Annotated in this window: 17 protein-coding genes and 1 pseudogene; 12 read left to right on the forward strand and 6 right to left on the reverse strand. The window is 67.8% G+C overall.

What is annotated here, in order from left to right; translation table 11 throughout:
• Positions 1–401 precede the first annotated feature (401 nt).
• The 5 genes from ACFWFI_RS04265 (at position 402) to ACFWFI_RS04285 (ending at position 5,407) form a co-directional block, all read left to right on the forward strand.
• Entirely contained in the window at positions 402–839 is a 438-nt protein-coding gene (locus tag ACFWFI_RS04265; RefSeq protein WP_387385266.1) for a dihydrofolate reductase family protein, read from the forward strand.
• Between the two features lie 120 nt (positions 840–959).
• Positions 960–2,414, forward strand: coding sequence for an erythromycin esterase family protein (locus ACFWFI_RS04270; protein ID WP_387385269.1), 1,455 nt, complete (start codon positions 960–962; stop codon positions 2,412–2,414).
• A gap of 382 nt (positions 2,415–2,796) precedes the next feature.
• Entirely contained in the window at positions 2,797–3,756 is a 960-nt protein-coding gene (locus ACFWFI_RS04275) for an alpha/beta hydrolase family protein (RefSeq protein WP_387385271.1), read from the forward strand.
• 275 nt (positions 3,757–4,031) lie between these two features.
• A complete protein-coding gene (locus ACFWFI_RS04280; protein WP_387385274.1) occupies positions 4,032–4,610 on the forward strand; it encodes a dihydrofolate reductase family protein in 579 nt (192 codons plus the stop codon).
• Between the two features lie 401 nt (positions 4,611–5,011).
• Complete coding sequence (locus tag ACFWFI_RS04285; RefSeq protein ID WP_387385276.1) at positions 5,012–5,407, forward strand: PPOX class F420-dependent oxidoreductase; 396 nt, start codon at positions 5,012–5,014, stop codon at positions 5,405–5,407.
• A 60-nt stretch (positions 5,408–5,467) separates the two neighbouring features.
• Here the strand turns inward: ACFWFI_RS04285 and ACFWFI_RS04290 are convergent, their stop codons facing one another.
• On the reverse strand, positions 5,468–7,504 hold the full coding sequence (locus tag ACFWFI_RS04290; RefSeq protein WP_387385278.1) for an ABC transporter ATP-binding protein: 2,037 nt from the start codon (positions 7,502–7,504) through the stop codon (positions 5,468–5,470).
• A gap of 360 nt (positions 7,505–7,864) precedes the next feature.
• Between ACFWFI_RS04290 and ACFWFI_RS04295 the strand changes: the two genes are divergently transcribed.
• The 5 genes from ACFWFI_RS04295 to ACFWFI_RS04315 all read left to right on the forward strand — a co-directional run bounded on the left by ACFWFI_RS04295 (position 7,865) and on the right by ACFWFI_RS04315 (position 11,535).
• Positions 7,865–8,686, forward strand: coding sequence for a MerR family transcriptional regulator (locus tag ACFWFI_RS04295; RefSeq protein ID WP_387385392.1), 822 nt, complete (start codon positions 7,865–7,867; stop codon positions 8,684–8,686).
• Between the two features lie 541 nt (positions 8,687–9,227).
• Entirely contained in the window at positions 9,228–9,986 is a 759-nt protein-coding gene (locus ACFWFI_RS04300; RefSeq protein WP_387385280.1) for a siderophore-interacting protein, read from the forward strand.
• Between the two features lie 81 nt (positions 9,987–10,067).
• Positions 10,068–10,328 carry a hypothetical protein gene (locus ACFWFI_RS04305; RefSeq protein ID WP_387385282.1) on the forward strand — a complete coding sequence of 87 codons (261 nt, stop codon included), beginning with the start codon at positions 10,068–10,070 and terminating at the stop codon, positions 10,326–10,328.
• A 239-nt stretch (positions 10,329–10,567) separates the two neighbouring features.
• Positions 10,568–10,942 carry a PadR family transcriptional regulator gene (locus ACFWFI_RS04310; protein WP_387385284.1) on the forward strand — a complete coding sequence of 125 codons (375 nt, stop codon included), beginning with the start codon at positions 10,568–10,570 and terminating at the stop codon, positions 10,940–10,942.
• On the forward strand, positions 10,939–11,535 hold the full coding sequence (locus ACFWFI_RS04315; protein ID WP_387385286.1) for an HAAS signaling domain-containing protein: 597 nt from the start codon (positions 10,939–10,941) through the stop codon (positions 11,533–11,535). The genes ACFWFI_RS04310 and ACFWFI_RS04315 overlap by 4 nt, the downstream gene beginning before the upstream one ends.
• 315 nt (positions 11,536–11,850) lie before the next feature.
• Here ACFWFI_RS04315 and ACFWFI_RS04320 read toward each other — a convergent pair whose 3' ends face one another.
• Positions 11,851–12,648 (reverse strand): AraC family transcriptional regulator, encoded by a 798-nt coding sequence (locus ACFWFI_RS04320; RefSeq protein ID WP_387385395.1) that lies wholly within the window; start codon positions 12,646–12,648, stop codon positions 11,851–11,853.
• A 162-nt stretch (positions 12,649–12,810) separates the two neighbouring features.
• On the opposite strand from ACFWFI_RS04320, the gene ACFWFI_RS04325 reads away from it, so the two are divergent.
• Entirely contained in the window at positions 12,811–14,073 is a 1,263-nt protein-coding gene (locus tag ACFWFI_RS04325; protein ID WP_387385289.1) for a CynX/NimT family MFS transporter, read from the forward strand.
• Between the two features lie 195 nt (positions 14,074–14,268).
• Here ACFWFI_RS04325 and ACFWFI_RS04330 read toward each other — a convergent pair whose 3' ends face one another.
• From ACFWFI_RS04330 to ACFWFI_RS04345, 4 genes and pseudogenes are all read right to left on the reverse strand, one after another.
• The gene (locus ACFWFI_RS04330) at positions 14,269–14,556 is read right to left on the reverse strand and encodes an ArsR/SmtB family transcription factor (protein WP_387385397.1); all 288 of its coding nucleotides are present in this window, start codon (positions 14,554–14,556) and stop codon (positions 14,269–14,271) included.
• A gap of 62 nt (positions 14,557–14,618) precedes the next feature.
• Positions 14,619–15,065 carry an SRPBCC domain-containing protein gene (locus ACFWFI_RS04335; RefSeq protein WP_387385292.1) on the reverse strand — a complete coding sequence of 149 codons (447 nt, stop codon included), beginning with the start codon at positions 15,063–15,065 and terminating at the stop codon, positions 14,619–14,621.
• Between the two features lie 93 nt (positions 15,066–15,158).
• A pseudogene (locus ACFWFI_RS04340) lies at positions 15,159–15,475 on the reverse strand (TetR/AcrR family transcriptional regulator); the annotation flags it as partial.
• Positions 15,476–15,517: 42 nt separating this feature from the next.
• Positions 15,518–16,405 carry an aminoglycoside phosphotransferase family protein gene (locus tag ACFWFI_RS04345; RefSeq protein ID WP_387385293.1) on the reverse strand — a complete coding sequence of 296 codons (888 nt, stop codon included), beginning with the start codon at positions 16,403–16,405 and terminating at the stop codon, positions 15,518–15,520.
• A 647-nt stretch (positions 16,406–17,052) separates the two neighbouring features.
• On the opposite strand from ACFWFI_RS04345, the gene ACFWFI_RS04350 reads away from it, so the two are divergent.
• The gene (locus ACFWFI_RS04350; protein ID WP_387385295.1) at positions 17,053–17,754 is read left to right on the forward strand and encodes a 2-phosphosulfolactate phosphatase; all 702 of its coding nucleotides are present in this window, start codon (positions 17,053–17,055) and stop codon (positions 17,752–17,754) included.
• Positions 17,755–17,853 lie beyond the last annotated feature (99 nt).

Here is a 17,853-nt window from a genome sequence, read left to right on the forward strand (position 1 = left end):
GCGTGGGCGGCCTGGGAGGTCAGGGCCACGGCCGCAGCGGCGGTCGCGGTGAGCACGGTCACGCGGGTGCGGCTCGGCTGCTTGGGACGACGGTGTGACGCCACGAAGGCGAGCTCCTTCTTCCTCGAGCCGCCTACCGGGCTGTGGGGGATACGCACGAATCCCCGGCTCCGTGCACGTCACGGACTCGGCGGTTCCTTCGCCGTCACCCCGGATGGGTGATCAATCGAGCGGAGGTTCGAGGCCTGACCCTAGTAATCATCTTGTGATCTACGCAATCTTCACAGGGTGAATGTCGACACAGAGGTAACTTCTTTACTCGCATCACACGGCGTGTAGCGATGATCTGACGGACCGTCCCGTAATCTCCGGCCCGCGACAACGAGCCTCGGTCGAGGGGCGTGACCAGGGCGGCGCGCCCCTTCCGGAGTGCCTGCCGCAGGAGCCTCACCCACCGGACCAGGGAAGACCTTCTCGGTGACAACGGCGGAACGTTCGCCTTCGATGGGCTGCGGGCCGCAGCCCGGCGGGCCAAGGATGCCGCAGGAGACAAGGACGTCCTCGTGCTGGGTGCCGACCTCGCCCGGCAACTGCTCACGGCGGGCCTGCTCGACGCGGTGCACATCCACCTCGTCCCCCTGCTGATGGGGGAGGGCACGTCGCTGTTCGCCGGGGAACGGGCCGAGCTGATCCCGCAGGGAGAACCCTTGGCGGAGTCCGCGACCCACCTGCGCTACCGCATCCCGAAGTCCTGCCCGGTTTCGGCTCGGCAGGGCGACGTCGGCGTGTCGAGGGCGAGGCCGGTTCCGTTGACGACCTTCCCGCGTCGGCCGGGGTAGGGCGGCGGTCTGTCCGGGCTCAGCAGGGTCAGTAGCCGCTGGGGCCCTGTGGTTACCCCCAGGAACAACACTGCAGGGGGCAGGCTGGTCGTGACTTGCCGTCCGTCGCAGCCTTGATCCATGCCTGTACTCCACAGAACACATCGATTGCCTCGATTACTGCTGATCCTGTTGGTGCTGATGCTCGAGGCCGGCACGCTCTCGGTCGCTGCCCGGCCGGTGCACGCGAACGAGGTGCCCACCACTGATCCGGTGCGGGAGCTCGCCCGCGTCGCGGAGCCACTGCGTTCCACGGTGCCCGGTGCCCCCGACGGCGATCTGCGTCCCCTCGGCCGCATGATCGGGTCGGCGAAGATCGTCGGGCTGGGTGAGGCCACGCACGGCTCCCGGCAGTTCTTCACGATGAAGCAACGCGTCTTCCGGTACCTCGTCGAGGAAAAGGGCTTCACCACCTTCGCGCTGGAGGCGCCCTGGTCCACCGGCCTGGTTCTCAACGAGTACGTGTTGTACGGGAAGGGCGACCCGGCGAAGATCATGCGGAAGGAGTTCCAGAGCTCGTACCGGATATGGAACACCGGCGAGTATCTCGATCTGCTGAGGTGGATGCGCGCCCACAACGTCCGCCATCCCGACCACCCAGTGCAGTTCATGGGTGAAGACAACGGTTACGCGGGACCCGAGCTCTTCGACGAGGTCACGCACTATGTGTCCGCGCACCACCCGAAGCTGCTGCCGGAGTTCCGCCGCCTTTACCGCGAGCTCCGGCCGATGGGGAGCGTGGAGGAGACCGTCAACGGAAACTTGGCCAAGCCCGTCGCCGAGCGTAAGCGGACGGCCGCGATGGTGCGGCGCGCTTATGAGCTTCTTCAGGCGCAGGGGCCGCACGGGGACGGGCAGGCGTACGAATGGGCCCTCCAGCATGCGAGGGCCATCTCCCAGACCGGCACCCTCTACGCGTACTACGACTTCGACGACCCGGAGAAGATCGCGCAGGCCATGCTCTACCGCGACCAGGTCATGGCGGAGAACACCGTGTGGTGGCAGCGCCACACCGGCCACCGGATGCTGCTGTCGGCCCACAATGGCCATGTCTCGTACGAGTCCGACAATCCCGAGCAATACCCGAAAACCCAGGGGGAGTTCATACGTCAGACGGCCGGGGCCGAGTACATGAACATCGGCTACACCTTCGGGCAGGGGGCGTTCAACGCGATGGACCTGACGGATCCGGAGGAGCCCTACCGCCGCTTCTCGGTGGAGCCGCTCGGGGCGGGCAGCAACGAGGCGGTGCTGGAGCGAGTCTCGGGCCGGGACTACTACCTCGACCTGCGGGCCGTGCCCGAGTCGGCGCAGGACTGGCTGATGGCGAAGCGGCCGACCCGCTCGATCGGGAACTCCTGGCCGGAGGCGCTCTACGAAACTTCGCTCGGTCGCCAGTTCGACGTGCTGATACACCTCCATCGCGTCACGGCTGCGGATCTCCTGCCAACGGCACGGGAACGGAAGCCCAGGGGATGCGCATCGGGTGTCACCGGCGCCGGACATCCATCAGTTCGTTGTCCGCGGCAGGGCTGACCACCGGCGCTGTCGGCCAGTGCTTCACCTCCGCCCGCGCACCACGCTCCCGCCTGGCCCTCGCCGGGCGGGAGGCACCCCACTGTCCCGGCACCCTCACCCGGTGCCGGGGCAGTGGTCCGTCCGGGCCTGCAGGGCGCTGGTGAACCCGTGCTCGGCGATCAGGAATCACGCTCCGGGGCGGCGGCTTCCCTGCCGGGCCATCCGTGGGCAACGCGTTCCTCTCGGACGCCACTTGACAAAGCGGAGCGTCGTTCCGGATAGTAAATGGAGCGACGTTCCGTTTCGATTGGCTGGAGCGGGACGCTCCTTACCCCTTGTCCGTCGCCGGTCCCACGAGACCGGATGGCGGCAGGGCCCGCAGAAAGGGAAGCAACGCCCCGTGAACACCTCCACCTCCACCGCCGACATCTTCGGCGCACCCGCCCCGGTGCTGTCCTTCAGTCCGGTTGTGCTGTCCGTATCCGGACGTCCCGTGAACATGCAGGTGCGTGTCTCAGCACCCGCGACCGGGACCGGACTTCCCGTCATCCTGCTCTCTCACGGTCAGGGCCCCTCGAACAACCTCTCCTCGCTGAACGGCTACGCGCCGCTCGTCAACTTCTGGGCGGCACATGGGTTCGCAGTCGTCCAGCCCACCCACCTCGCCTCCAGGACTCTGAGCCACCTGGTCGCCGACGCCCCCGGAGCACCCTTCTTCTGGCGCTCGCGCGCCGAGGACATGAGACACATCCTTGACCGGCTCGACGTGATCGAGAAGGCCGTGCCGCTGCTCGCCGGGCGGCTCGACCACACCAAGATCGCTGTTGCCGGACACTCCTTCGGCGGCTTCACCTCCGGCCTCCTGCTCGGTGCCCGGATCACCGACCCCGACAACGGGGAGCAAGTGAGCCTCATCGAGCCCCGGATAAGGGCGGGCGTGCTGCTGGCCGCACCCGGCAGGGGCGACCTCCTCAACGGGCCCATGGCAGACGCGCTGCCCGTCTTCCGGACCACTGACTTCTCCACGATGACCACGCCCGCCCTGGTCGTCGCCGGCGACGAGGACGACTCCCGGCACTTCACGGACATGGGGCCGGACTGGCACGCCGATCCCTACACCCTCGGCCCGGGCCCCAAGTCCCTGCTCACCCTGTTCGGTGCGGGGCACGCACTCGGCGGGATCCCCGGGTACGACGCTGCCGAGACCACGGACGAGAACCCCGAGCGAGTCGCCGCCGTCGGGCGGCTCACCGCGGCCTATCTCCGCACCCAGCTCCACCCCGGCGACAACAGTTGGCAGACCGCACGCGAGACGCTGGCGAGCTGCCCCAACCCGGTCGGACGAGTCGAATCCAAGTAGGCCGTCCGAGTGGTCTCCTCGACAGGGTGGCCCGAGCCGGCGTCAGTCGTCCGGGTTGCACCCTCGGCACGTTTCGCGCTGGGTCGGCGTGCCACGCTCTTCTTCTCGCCCGCCGCGTCGCCGATCACGCTGCCCTTCCACTCTCTTGGCCGTAGTAGAGCCCCTGGTGCCGTATCCGGGGCGGCAGGACTCCAGGAGTCCAAGGACGATGAGTTTCGCCGTGGCTGCCAGTCCGCATCCCCGACACGTCATCACCGCCCTCGAAGGAGAGCATCATGACCACTACCTATACATTCGACGTCTTCTCCAGCCTCGACGGCTTCGGCGCCGCAGGCGGCAACTGGACCGGCTACTGGGGCAAGCAGGGCCCCGAGCTTCTGGAGCACCGCCTCGCCCTGTACGGCGAGGAGCAGCGCATGGTCTTCGGGGCCAACACGTATCGGGCGTTCGCTCGAATGCTGGCATCGAGTACCGCGCAGTCCGAGGTGCGTGACCCATGGGTCTCACGGATGAGGAGCCTGCCGGCAACGGTTGTGTCGACCACACTGGAGGGATCCCTCGACTGGCCGGACGCGAGCTTGGTGAGTGGCGATGCCGTCGACGTCGTCACCCGGCTCAAGGAGGAGTCCGAGGTGCCGTTGCGCTCGCACGGCAGCCTCTCGATGAATCGGGCGCTGATGGCCGCAGGCCTGGTCGACCGTGTCCAGGTGACGATCTTCCCTGTGATCACCGGTCGGACCGGGCTGGACCCGATCTTCCAGGGCGCGGCCGATTTCGACCTCGAGCTGATCGAGAGCCGGACGCTCGACCGCCACATCCAAGAGCTCACCTATCGGCCCGCCCTGCACGTCTGAGTCCATTCATGTAACTGACCGTCAAGCCGCGAACAACACTGCAGGTTCCCGCTGACGGCCATGGAGGGCGGTCCAGTTGGCCGCCCTGGTCGCGGCTTGCTGATCACCAACTGGACCGTCGGGTCGTTCGTCGAGCCGGTCATCGGCGGTAGATCCGTCAGTGGCCCGAGCACCAACTTCCGCACTCGGTGACGGGGTTCGACTCGCGCGAACCGACCTGTGATCCGGCCCATCAGGCCCTCGAATGCTGCCTGTCAGCGGGCAGGGACTACGCGGTGACCCGCGGCCACCGCATGATCTTCAGACCTCACACACCGATGATCGGCAGCGGGAAGGATCCAGCCTTCGCATCCGTTGTCCGCAAGCAGTGATCCCAGGAGTGCTGAACGAGGGGCGAGGCCGTGTCAAAGCTGTTCAACGAGGAGACGCGCAAGCTGCTGGACGGGAGGAACTTTGCCACCGTCGCGACGCTGAACCGGGACGGCGGTCCGCAGACCTCGGTGGTCTGGATCGTCAGGGAGGAGGATACGGTGCTGTTCTCCACGACAGCCGGGCGCCAGAAGGCGCGGAATCTCGCACGGGATCCACGGGTCAGCCTCACAGTCTTCGACATCACGAACCCGTACCGGTCCGTAGACATCCGCGGCACTGCCGAACTGATCGACGACTCGGAGAAATCGCTGCCGCGCGAGCTCTCGCAGAAGTACCTGGGCGAGGACCCGCCGGCCGAGCCGGAGGAGGTCCTCCGGCTGATTGTCCGGGTGACGCCGCAGAAGGTCACAGGCTTCTCCGTTTGAGGCACGCAGACGCCTGGTTGCCCGCCGTGCCCAGCGCGGTGGGCAACCCCGTAAATCCGTCTACTGCGGGCCGCCCTTCACCGGATTCGGTGTCGGGGTCCGCCCGGTCTGTGAGGGAACCGACGGCGCGTTCGCCCCGTATTGGGCTGCCTGGGCACTGAACATGCCCCGGTAGATGCCGTCTTGTCGTGCCATCAGCTGCTCGTGAGTGCCCTCCTCGGCCACCCCGCCCTGGTCGAGGACGTAGATGCGGTCGGCGTTGGCCGTGGCCGCGAGGCGGTGTGTCACGAGTACGACCGCGTGGCCTTCTTCCGCGAGGGACCACAGGCCGTCGAACGCGGCGATCTCCGCGTGCGGGTCGAGCGCCGAGGTCGGCTCGTCGACCAGGAGGAAGGGGGCGCCTCGGTACAGGCTTCGCGCGGTGCCGAGTTTCTGCCACTGTCCGCCCGAGAGCTGGACACCGCGCTCGTAGCCCTTGTAGACGATGGAGTCCCATCCGTGACGCAGGCTCTCGACCAACTTGAGGACACCCGCGGACAGGGCGGCGGCCTTGACCCGTCCCATGTCGCGGACGCGGTCGCCGGCGCCGATGGCGACATTCGCAGCTGCGGTCATCTCCCAGCGAGGGAAGTCCTGCGCGAGCAGCCCCACCATGGCAAAGATGTCGGCCCGGTTGGCCTCACGGAGTTCGACCCGGTCGCTGCCGTCGGCGTCCTGCCACCACACGTTTCCGTCGGGGGGCAGCAGCAGTCCGGACAGCACCTTGGTCAGGGTGGTCTTGCCGGATCCGTTCGCGCCCACCAGCGCGGTCACCTCGCCGCGGGGGACCCGCAAGCTGACGTTCCGCAACGCGGGGGAGTCGGCCCCGGGATAGGTGTACGACACGTTGTCCACGCGGATTTGATGGACATGGGCCGGGAGCGGGGCGCCGGTGGTGGGAATGGCGTTCTCGGTGGCCAGGGCGATGGCGTCCTCGGTGTCGGTGAGGAAGAGCAGTTCCTCGTAGAGCCGGTTGACCTGCTGGACCAGCGAGGTCAACCGGGCGGTGGAGGCGCGGATCGCGAGGACCGCGGTGCCACCGACGGCGAGCGGCAGCGAGCCGTCGGCCAGCAACCACCACAGAACTCCGTAGCAGGCCAGCGACGCGATACCCGCAAACCCACCGGCGACCAGGTCCGTGGAGGCCTGCGCACGGGCCAGGCGACGCTGCTCCGCCTCGGTCTGGTGGGACATCTCCTCGTAGCTGGACAGCAGCTTGGTCCCGGCGGCGTGTACGCGGATCTCGCCCTGCGCATGCGGGCGGGTCAGGAAGCCCAAGAGCGAGGCAATGGCCCGCCGGTGGTCGATCCAGTGCAGCTTCGAGACGTAATCGCGGCGTGCGGAGCTGACCGCGCCCCACCCCTTGGGCAGGGCGATCACAAGGAGCATCGGCAGTAGCATCCAGTGCAGTGACGCCAATACGACGGCGGCCGCCACCATCGAGACGAGGACGTTGCCAACCCCCACGGACAGCATCAGCATGCTGCGGGCCGAGTCCGTGCCGAACCGGCCTGCCTCCAGCACACGCTGGACCTCCGGGCGTTCGGTTGCTTCCAGTTCCACACGGGTGACGGCCGTGTAGTAGCGCGCCGAGACGGCCCGTTCCACCTGTGGCTCCAGCCGGCCGGACATCGCCGTCGACCACGCCATCAGCAGGGCCGCGACCACCGCGGTCGCTGCCAGTACTGTCAGGGACGGCAGGGCTCCGCGCAGCTTGTCTGCCGTCGGCCCCTCCGCGAACAGATCCGTGAGCACGCTGTTGACCGCGACCAACCCCCACGCCGCGGTCACCCCCTGCCCGAGCTGCGCTGCCACCACCCCCGCCATGGCCCGCCGATCCGTCTGGCAGCCGGTTCGGAGCACCAGGGCGACCATGCGTGGCAGCGCGGCCGCCATGTGCCGGAAGGAAAGCCTGGTCAACGGGCCCGCATGGCGCACGAAGGACTGGTCGTAGCGCAGCCGCCCCCCGTACAGTTCGCGCTCCGCGTTCGAGATCGTGTCCGTCGCTGATGCACTTTTTGCGCCCTGTGGGGCGCGGCGTGGGCCAGTGGGTGTCAACGTCGCTCCTTTTTGACGGTCGTGGCGGCATCGTCGGGTTCAACGACCCCGCCGAGTTTTCGAACAGGTGTCTTTCGGCCAAGTTGCAGATCTCGGTTCCATGCGGCTGCTGCAAGGTGCGGATTGCACGTGTGGCCGGGATCTCTACCTCGCGGGTGGGAGCCCGATCCGCTGTGGGTGTGTGAGGTGGAGGAGCGGTTGAGGTCGTGATCGCGTCGGATGCCGCAGTTGCAGCTACTTGGACGGCGTCTCCCGTATTGCTCTCTGCCGGCACCTCAAAAGGTTGGCGCTTGAGCTACCGTCGGCGTGACTGCTGCGGTTGACCCTCACACCGTGTCAGGCGCTGAACTCGGAGACATCATGTTCACCATCGGAGACTTCGCCCGGCACGGCCGCGTATCGGTCCGCATGCTGCGTCACTACGACGCCACTGGACTGCTACGACCGGCTCACGTCGACCCCGCCACCGGCTACCGGTACTACTCGGCCGCCCAGTTGGCGCGTCTGAACCGCGTCATCGCGCTGAAGGGCCTCGGCCTGACCCTTCAACAGGTCCGCAAGATCCTGGACGAGAAGGTCACCACCGAGGAACTGCGCGCGATGCTGCGGCTGCGGCGGTCCGAGTTGGAGGTTGCAATGGCCGCCGCGGCGGTGCGGCTGGTCCAGGTCGAGGCGAGGCTCCGGTCGATCGAGAGTGAGGGGCACATGCCCACGAACGACGTCGTCATCAAGAGTCTCCCGGCGATCCGGGTGGCGGAGCTGACCGCGAACGCCTCGAGCTTCGAGCCCGAGGACATCGGCCCGGTCATCGGGCCGCTCTACGACGAGCTGTTCCGGCGCTTGTCCGCGGCCGGGGTAACGCCCGCGGGACCCGGCGTCGCCTATTACGAGGACGCCCAGGAGGGCGGTGGCGAGATCAGCGTCCACGCCGCCGTCCAGGTCGCGGCCCCGCTTCGGGACGGCGCGTTCCGGGTGCTCGACCTGCCGTCTTTCGACCAGGCGGCGACCATTGTGCATCGCGGCTCCATGGACACCGTGCTGCCCACGGCCCAAGCCCTGGCTCTCTGGATCGACGAAAACGGGTATCAGTCAGCCGGATACCCCCGGGAGATCAACCTGGAATGCCCGGACAACCGCGACGACTGGGTGACCGAACTCCAGGCGCCGGTGACCAAGCCCTGAGCCCCAGGGCCATCCTCCCAGGACAGGGGCCCACGGGCTCGAGCGTCCCGGCCGGGCAGTCAGTGGTCGCAGTTGACCGCGGCTGCCCGACCGCAGTTCGGACAGCCTGCTTGTAGCAGTTCAGCGCGGCTACGGGACCGAGCATCGGAAGAATGCGCTCTGGCGCTCGTACCGAACTGTGAGCCGGTGGCAGCCGAACAGCTACGAGATCGACCCCGACCGGCGAGGCAGCACCGCCCCGATCGCCGACTGCCTGCCAGGGCTTCCCGGGGCGGCAGAGGATCCCTCGGCTGAAGCCTGGCGAGCCGTCAACGGCTGACACCTCCACGACTACGGAAGGCGAAAACATCCGGCCGGCCCTTCTTCAACTGCTCCGCAGGGCCTGCCTGGACGGCGCAGCAATCGGGAGCTGGGGGCGGCGAGACACCGAAGCGCTTTGCAACTAAGCTAAACCTAACCTAATAATGGCCTTCTTCAGCTCGGGAGTGGTTCTTCGATGTCCCAATCGCTCGCAGCCGGTCGGGTGCCACCGCAGCGTCCCATGTTCGTGACTGTCGCCGAGGTGCGCCGACTTACCCCGCGGATGCTCCGGATCACGCTGGCCGGGAACGATGTGGGCGACTTCCACTACGCCGGCGCCGACCAGCTGGTGAGGCTGTTCCTCCCGGTCTGCGATGACCTGCAGCTGCCGACCAGCTCCGATTGGTGGGCCGAACTGCAGGCGATGCCGGCCGAGCGGCGCCCTGTGGTCCGCAATTACACGGTTCGCCGTATCGATCATGCTCGCCGCCGGCTCGACATCGACTTCGCGCTGCACGGGGACAGCGGTCCGGCTTCTGCCTGGGCCGGCACGGCCAAACCGGGCGACCGGATCGGCATACTCAGCGACGGCGCCCGGTACCAGGCCGGAGACGCGGACTGGCAGCTGCTGATCGGCGACGAGACGGCTCTGCCCGCGATCGCGTCCATGCTCGAAGGCGCCCGCACCCCTGTGTACACACTGCTCGAAGTCGAGGATGAGCAGGATGTGCTGGACCTGCGTGGTGAGGCGACCTGGCTGTACCGCTCGGGCTCCCACGGTTCTCGGACGGTGGAGGCACTGCGCGACCTGCCCTTCCCCCCTGGCACGCCGTACGTATGGGTAGCCGGTGAGTCCACTCTTGCCACGTCCGTGCGGCGATATCTGGTGAACGAGCGAGGTATCGACAAGCAGCAGATCTACTTCTGTGGTTATTGGCGCGGGACGCCGTCCACCGTCCGAGCGGCCGCCGAAACGGAACAGGAGCCGGCACACGCCTGATCCGACGCGCCACGGGACAGTCTGACGGCTCAAAAGTGGCGAGCCCCCTTTGCCATTGAGCGGAGGGTCCCAGTGCCCCGAGTGCAGTTGGTCATTGGCATGGACTGCGAGCTCGTGCACGAAGCTCTCGGGCGCGAGCTGCGGGAGGAGGCCGGGCCGCCGGCGGGCGAACAGACACGGACCACACTCCTCGTGCTCATCGACTTCGAGCAGCATCACCCTTCGGCCTTGGCCGCTACCTTCGAGATCGATGAGTGGGCGCGGGGCGTCGGGTCGGAGGACGACGGCATCAAGCAGGTCGCCTTCGAAGAGCGAACCCGCCCCGCGCGGACAGGGCCGTGACGCACCACCGGTCCGGCTGTGGGATTCAGTAACCGGCGCCACCCCGGACGACGTCGAACCTCGCCCGGTCTTGCTACCTGCACAGATTTGACCGGGAACACACGTTCCGCCTGTTCGAGCAGTCCCTGGGCGGGACCCGCCTGTGGGACCCGCAGGCGGCGGGCCGGTGGGCCAGGAACAAGCTGAGCGGATCCGGGCCCCCTTCCCATCCACTTGCCCCACCAGGTACCTTGCATCGCATGGAACCAGGTGATTCGACCAAGCAGGCCCGGGCAGCCGCCCAGCTGCGCAAGGGTGTCCTGGAGTACTGCGTGCTCGCCCTGATGCGGGACCGCCCCCGCTACGGCGTGGAACTCCTCCAGGCTCTGGAGGACTCCGGTGCCCTGGCTACCAGTCAGGGCACGGTCTACCCGCTGCTCTCCCGGCTCCGCCGCGACGACCTGGTCTCCACCACCTGGCAGGAGTCCGTCTCCGGACCACCCCGTCGCTACTACGCGCTCACCGACAGCGGCCGGGCCGCACTCGATGAGTTCTCCCGCGTCTGGCCCGGCTTCCGCGACGCCGTCGATGCCTTCCTGACCACCCCGCACCCCTCCACCGGAGACCTCGCATGAAGAACTCTGCCGACCCCGTACGCGACTACCTCTCCGCCGTTGAGCGCGAGGCCTCCGCGCTCCCCGCCGACCGTCGGCAGGAACTCCTCGCCGACCTCGCCGAACACATCGAGGTGACGCGCGCCGAACGCCCCGACGCCACGACGGGCGAGGTCCTGGCGGAGCTGGGGGACCCCCGCACGATCGCGGCAACGGCGCTGGTCGAGGCGGGGAACGGGGCCGCCGGGGCCCCGGCCCGGGGCGGTGCGGGTGCACCCGCCCGGCGCGGCAAGGTGCACCCCCTGGTCCCGCTCCTGTTGCTCACTCTCTCGCTGCCCTTCATGATGATCTTCCCCGACGCCCCGGGCCCGCTGTTCGGCGTCCTGCTCCGCGTCATAGGCGCGGTACTTCTCTGCACCTCAGCCCACTGGATCGCCGTCCAGAAAACCACCGGTGTACTGCTTGCCGCCGTCCTGCCGAGTGCCGTCATCGCCACCTGGAACCTGTCCAGCGGCGGCCCGGCGGGCGACGCGCCGGCCCTCCTGGCCAATTTGGCGATGCTCGCCCTGCTGGCCGGTACGGCAGCATGGCTCTGGCGGGTCCGCCGCGCCTGAGCGCGGACACCGCCCTCATACCCGGCAATAGACCCGAAGAGTGACCACGCGACCGAGCCCACTGTTGTTCGTGGCGTGAGGAGATCTGACGGACGAGGAACGGGCGATGCCGGAGCTGTTGCCGCCGAAGAGCAAGAGATCCGGCCACCCGCTGACATGGGCCGGCGACAGCTGGTCGTCGGCATGCGGTTCCGGGTGTCCGCGCACCCGTCCGAATGGCCATGGCGAGATCTTCGCAACCGGAGATCACCACAGGGATGTGTGCGGCGAACCTCCGGGGGCTGTGATTCTCCCGTAGCGGTTGGCCACTTTCCTTCAGCTATCGCGCTCGACCGGCTGGCGGTCATCTCCGTGCCGAGCTGCCTTCGCGTCTTCCCGAAGTGAGCGCTGGTACTGGCCGGGTGTCTGTCCTACAAGTGTCGTGAACGCGTCGATGAAGGCGCTCGGATTCGCCCATCCGCAGGCGGTCGCCGTGTTGATTACGGAGACCTCGCCGGCGAGCAGCAGAAGCGCGTGGTGAACGCGAAGCTGCGTGCGCCACTGGGGGAAGCTCATTCCGGTCTCCTGCTGGAAGAGCCTGCTGAGTGTACGTTCGCTGGCGCCGACTTGATGTCCGAGCCGGCTGAGCGTGAGAGGGCTCGACATCCCCTCCTGCACGAGGGCGACAACGGCGCGGAGTCGGTCGTCGCCGGGCTCGGGAAGATGTAGCGGTTGTTCGGGCGCGGTTGTGATGTCGTCGATGATCACCCGGCGCAGACGTGAGCGTGCGCCCGCGGAACGGCGCTCGGAGCCGGTCAAGGTCAACGTGGCCTCACGCGCGAGCGGCGTCATGACGAGCACCGCAGGATGCGTCGGCAACAGCTCGGCCAGGCTCGGCGCCATGAACACGATGCGCATGTCGGTCTGGCCGTGAGCGCGATGCTGATGCGCGAAGCCTGCGGGAATCCACACGATCCGATTCGACGGGGCGATCCATGAACCTACCGAGGTCACGAGCGAGAGCACGCCCGTAGCCGGATACACCAGATGTCCGCGAGTGTGCTCGTGTTCGGGAGTGCGCTCGTCGTGCCCGAGCAGGAAGACGTGTTCACGGAGGACGTGGTCGAGCCGCATCGACTCGTGGCGGGTTTTGGGCATCTCTCGTCAGGTTATCAGTTGTCCGCCTCGGTCCCGGGCGGGTGAACTGTGGTCGTAGCTCGGCGCCACTTGCTGGCGACGACCTCGCGCTACGCCATGGACCTCCCCGGCCGATCGGGGATCGAAAGGACAACGAACGTGACCGATCTCCTCCAAGAACCGACTCTGCGAACACGGCCCGGTAGAGGCGCCCGCGGCAAACTCACCATTGTCGTGTTGGCAGTCGGCCTCCTTGCGGCTGCGTTCAACCTGCGAATCGGTGTCGCCTCGGTCGGCCCGGTGCTCTCGGACATCCAGACAGACCTCGGCCTCTCCGAAGTCGTCGTCAGCCTCCTCACCACCATTCCTGTCGTTGCATTCGGCGCCTTCGCATTTGTCACCCCAGCGCTGAGTCGCCGCCTGGGTCTGCACCGGCTCCTCGGAGCGACGATGATCGCGCTCGCTGCCGGCATTGCCCTGCGTCTGCAGCCCAGCCTCGCCAGCCTCTTCATCGGCACCGTCGTCATCGGTGCGTCGATCGCGTTTGCCAACGTGATCATGCCGGCCGCGATCAAACGGGACTTCTCTCACCGTGTCGGCTTGATGATGGGTCTGTACGCGACCGCGCTCTCTGCGGGCGCCGCCCTCGCCTCGGGCACCACGGTGCCATTGCTCTCAGTGGCCGGTGGTGGTCGGCGGCCCACGCTGGCGCTGTGGGCGATTCCCGCCCTCTTCGCCTTCCTCATCCTCATCCCGCGGTTGAGGCACACCCCAGTCCGCGATCCTCGGACTCAGAATGTCGCCGATGCCCCGTCCGTGGCCGGCGAGCCCTCCGTCCGCGCTCTTACGCGGGATCCGGTCGCCATCGCCGTGACCGCGCTCATGGGTCTCCAGAGCATGAGCTACTACGCGGCCCTGACCTGGGTTCCGACCCTGTTCCAGGACGCGGGTATGGACGCGCATTCGGCCGGCTGGATGCTGTCGTACTCAGCCTTTCCCGGCATAGTCGCCTCACTCGTGACGCCCGCGATCGCCAAGCGGACTCGCCCGACGTGGCTTCCCGTTGCGGTCGCCGTCGTGTTGACCGGTGCCGCCTTCGCCGGTCTGGCCACGGCTCCCATGCCGGCGGCCTATGTGTGGATGACCATGCTCGGGCTAGGCCAAGGGGCTTCCCTCAGTCTGTCCCTCACCTACATCGTCTGGCGCTCGCCCGATGCCAGGCACACCGGCCACGTTTCGATGATGGCCCAAGGCCTCGGCTACCTCCTGGCCGGCCTTGGCCCCGTAGGCCTTGGTGCACTCCACACCGTGACGCAGGGCTGGAGCATCCCGCTCTCGGCGCTCATCGGCCTGCTCGTCCTGCAGATGTGGGCAGGCGCGCTCGCGAGCCGTGAACGCCACGTTCTTCATGGCCACGGCTGAGAGACGCAGGGGCCGCGCCCCGCAGGTCGGACCTCGCGCGGGACCCGATTCGATTGGCGGACAACGGATCCACCGCCCTCCAGCAGTCCGTGTATCGAAAGCGGATCTTGAGCGTTGGTGATCGGCGGAAGCCGTCCCAGGGGTGGACTGTCTCGCCGACCTGGGGAACTGACGGCGCGAACCCTGGGGCGAGCCTCAGGTGGCGTCCCGCTCCGCCGTCTCGGCGATGCGCTTGAGGCGGTCGAGCCGTCGGTCCCACTCGCCGGCGAGCGCGGACATCCATCGAGCCGTGGCGTCGAGTGCGGCGGGTCGCACCGTGTACCGCACCTCGCGTCCTGTCCGTCGGCCGGAGGCCAGTCCGGCAGCGTCCAGGACGGCGAGGTGCTTGACCACCGCCTGCCGCGAGACGGGAAGCGCTTCGGCGAGTGTCGTCGCGGTGGCCTCTCCCTGTGCGGCGAGCAGGTCGAGTATCCGGCGCCGCATGGGGTCGGCCAGGGCGCCGAGGACGCTGTCGACGTCCTCGGCTGCCTCGTGGTGCCCTTCCGTCACGCCGGATCCCCTTCGGCACGCTTCCTGAGTGCGTCGAGCACCTGCGGCCAGCCGCCCGTGTTGTCCTCCATCGCTTTGCTGCGGAGTTCGTCGGACCCGGCCAGGGCCGCGAACCCGCTCTCCACGACGCGGAGCCGAGTCGAGCCGCCCTCCGGGACCAAGGTGAATTCCACGAGGGTGCTGTTGCCCTCGCGCAGCCCTTCGCCGGGGAACGCGCTGGCCCAGCGGTACGCCACGTATGTCAGGGGCTCGACCTTCTCCACTCGCACGGGGAATTCGCCGTACTCGGCATTCTTCGCCACCGTCGTCTCGCCCTCCTTGGCCACGGGGCCAAGCGGGGTCGTCACCTCGGCCACCCAGAAACCAGGCTGGGTCACCAGCGACCAGACCCGCTCCTGGGAGGCTGCGATCAGGGTTTCGCGTTCGATCCGGTCCTCGTTCACAAGAAGGCTCCTTCGCTTACGTCGAAAAATTGAGTGCAACCTCAGGGTTGCACATCTCTCATTCAGGAGCAACTGAAGGGTTGCGTCTTGTCGGCCCGGCGCGCCGTCCAGGAGGGCCGCCCATGCACGACCGCTCTCTCCCGCCGTGCCCAGGCATCGGTCAGCGCGTTGGCTAGGTGCAGGCACGGGCCATATGGAGGAGTCCCCGGACCGTTTCGCGTACCAGGGCCTGGTCTCGTCGGCGCACCTGAATTTCACCGCGGCCGGGTGGGTTTCGCGGTCCACGCGGGGCCGCAGCTGTTCTTCCTGCGAGGCGGCGACCCAGAGCTGGAGCGCCGCCGGATGAGCGGCCCCGTGCAGAGGTGGACCAGGGCGGCAATGACTCCCGGAAGGCGGCGGGCTGAACAGCTGAACAGGGCCAGTAACGCTGTCCCCGGCGCGCAGCAGCGCGGTCAGTTCGCCGCCAGGACCCGTTCGAGCGTGGCGTAGCCTGCCGGTTCCCATGTCGGTTTGCCCCCGGGCAGACCGAGCCTGCCGTTTCGGCCGATCCCGATCAGGCCCAGGGCGCGCAGGACGGCCCAGCCACGGGCCCGGGTGATGGTGGCTTCGTCGGCCTGCTCATAGGCGTCGAAGAACCGGCTCGCTGCACCGGCGGGCAGCAGGATCCAGGCGGCTGAAAGATCGGTCGCGGGATCACCTGCGCACATCTCGCCGAAGTCGATCACCCCGGCGAGCATTCCGTCCCGGACGACCACGTTTGCCGGATGCAAGTCACCATGCAGCCAGAGCGGCGCGCCCTGCCAGGGGGATGCCGCCACGGCCTTCTCCCAGACTGCCAGTGCGGCGGCAGCGGTCGCGTAGTCGTTGATGACCTCGAACCAGCTGTCGCGCTCCACCTGCAACCCGGCCAGAGGGATGCCGCGCACAGGGTTCGCCGGGGCGTCGGCGGGCGCCTTACGATGCAGCACGCCGAGGAACTCCGCGAGGATTTCGGCCGCATCGATGCGGGTGATCGGAGCGTGATCAGCCGGCTCACCCTCGACCCAACGCGCGATCGTCCAGGTGTGCTCGAAAAGGCTCGAAGGCTTGCCGATGCGCACCGGAGTGGGCGTCGGTAGCGGCAGGAGGTCTGCCAACACCGGCAGCCACGTCTGCTCAGTGTGCAGCAGGGCCGGCGCGCGCTCGGTACGCGGCAAGCGCACGGCCAATTCCTCCCCGAGGCGCCATAGTTGGTTGTCCCAGCCGCCGTTGACATCTCGAAGCCCGAGGTCTGCGAGATCCGGATGCTGCTCGCGTAGCAATGCCCGCACCAGGTCCTGCTCGAACTTGAACTCGTTCATCACTGAGGCTCCGATCGTTGGCATGCGCAGGCACGCTAGCAGCGGTCGAGCGCGGGCAGACGGAGATTCCGTCTGCACCGCAGCGTTCCGGTTCACCTGGTTCTTCAGTGGACAGCCCGCCCTTGGCGGGGGAGAGGAAGCGGGCTCCTGCGGAGCAGGGCAACGAGCGTCGCCGGCTCCGCCTGGCCTGGAACTCAGGGTCGTAGAAGGACGCGTCAACCGGAGAGGAAAGCTGAGGGGGGCGACGTACAGCGTGGACGCAGTAGTAGCGAACAGCCTGATCCGCATGGCCGCTGCAGACCGATCCAGGGAGCCCTGGCGGAGCCCTTAGGACGCTTGGCTGGTCAAGTTGGGCCGCGACGCCCCGGCCGACGTCGAGGTCCCGCCGCTTCCCTTACTGGCTCGGCTCGCTCGCAACGAGTACCCGAGGCCGCCGACCTGTTCGACCTCGTACTGGAAGGGTTGGGCCTGCTGCCGCCGCCGGCCTCCGAGCATCCCGCCAAGGCGCGCTGGACCGCGGCCCGTTGATGGTGCACAGCGGCTCGCGGGAATCCGTTCGCGTGGCGGGCCCCCGGCTGCTTGCTGTCTGATGTGACCTGGACCACCACCTGATCGTTTCGGGTCGGGCGTGCGCGATCATTATTGGCATGGACGCTGAATTCCTTGGCATCACTGAGCTGGTCGAGGTCCCATCCGTAGCGGTCGTGGTCGACGTCATGCGTGCCTTCACCGTGGCTGCCTGGGCCTTTGCCCAGGGGACGGAAAAGATCGTTCTTGCTGAGTCGCTGGACGACGCTCTGGCGCTCAAGGCTCGCCATCCGGATTGGGTGGCGCTCAAAGACGGGCCGCCCGCGCCTGGGTTCGACATGGTCAACTCGCCGGGCCTGCTGCGGTCTGTTGACCTTGGCGGCCGGACCGTTGTGCAGAAGACCACGGCAGGGACGGTCGGCGCCCTTGCGGTCAGGGAGGCGTCGCTGGTGCTGTGCGCCGGCTTCGTAGTGGCGGAGGCGACGGCTCGGCTCTTGCGGACGCGCACGAGTGACAGTGTCACGTTCGTGGTCACTGGCGACGGTGGAAAGGCCGATGAAGATCTGGCGTGTGCTCAATACATCGCTCGGAGGGCCACCGAGGCTGGGGCGGATGCTGCTGGGTTCCTTCGCCGCGCTGCCGAGTCTCGCGCCGCCGCCGAGCTGGCGGAGGGCGTGCGTAAAGGGGTCCATCCCGATGACGTTGCACTTTGTCTCGAGCTCGACCGGTTCCCCTTCGCCATGGTGGCGGCTTTGGAAGACTCGCTCATGGTCCTGCGTCCGTGCGCCCTGCCTTCGCTGGCCGACGGCGCCTCGATCTGACAAGCGGAAGCCAGCACCGGTCGGGTATGCGCCATCAGCTGCATGTTCCGATGGCAGTGGCTCGGGGAGGAAGCAGGCGGTTGACCCGAGTTGTGGTTT

It is taken from the genome of Streptomyces sp. NPDC060209 (genome assembly GCF_042728155.1).
Taxonomy (GTDB): domain Bacteria; phylum Actinomycetota; class Actinomycetes; order Streptomycetales; family Streptomycetaceae; genus Streptomyces.

Coding starts and splice junctions, on each gene's coding strand:
- ACFWFI_RS04300 (WP_387385280.1), top strand. CDS start 9,228: ATGTTCGTGACTGTCGCCGAGGTGCGCCGACTTACCCCGCGGATGCTC.
- ACFWFI_RS04295 (WP_387385392.1), top strand. CDS start 7,865: ATGTTCACCATCGGAGACTTCGCCCGGCACGGCCGCGTATCGGTCCGC.
- ACFWFI_RS04345 (WP_387385293.1), bottom strand. CDS start 16,405: ATGAACGAGTTCAAGTTCGAGCAGGACCTGGTGCGGGCATTGCTACGC.
- ACFWFI_RS04315 (WP_387385286.1), top strand. CDS start 10,939: ATGAAGAACTCTGCCGACCCCGTACGCGACTACCTCTCCGCCGTTGAG.
- ACFWFI_RS04320 (WP_387385395.1), bottom strand. CDS start 12,648: ATGCGGCTCGACCACGTCCTCCGTGAACACGTCTTCCTGCTCGGGCAC.
- ACFWFI_RS04310 (WP_387385284.1), top strand. CDS start 10,568: ATGGAACCAGGTGATTCGACCAAGCAGGCCCGGGCAGCCGCCCAGCTG.
- ACFWFI_RS04330 (WP_387385397.1), bottom strand. CDS start 14,556: ATGCGGCGCCGGATACTCGACCTGCTCGCCGCACAGGGAGAGGCCACC.
- ACFWFI_RS04280 (WP_387385274.1), top strand. CDS start 4,032: ATGACCACTACCTATACATTCGACGTCTTCTCCAGCCTCGACGGCTTC.
- ACFWFI_RS04270 (WP_387385269.1), top strand. CDS start 960: ATGCCTGTACTCCACAGAACACATCGATTGCCTCGATTACTGCTGATC.
- ACFWFI_RS04350 (WP_387385295.1), top strand. CDS start 17,053: ATGGACGCTGAATTCCTTGGCATCACTGAGCTGGTCGAGGTCCCATCC.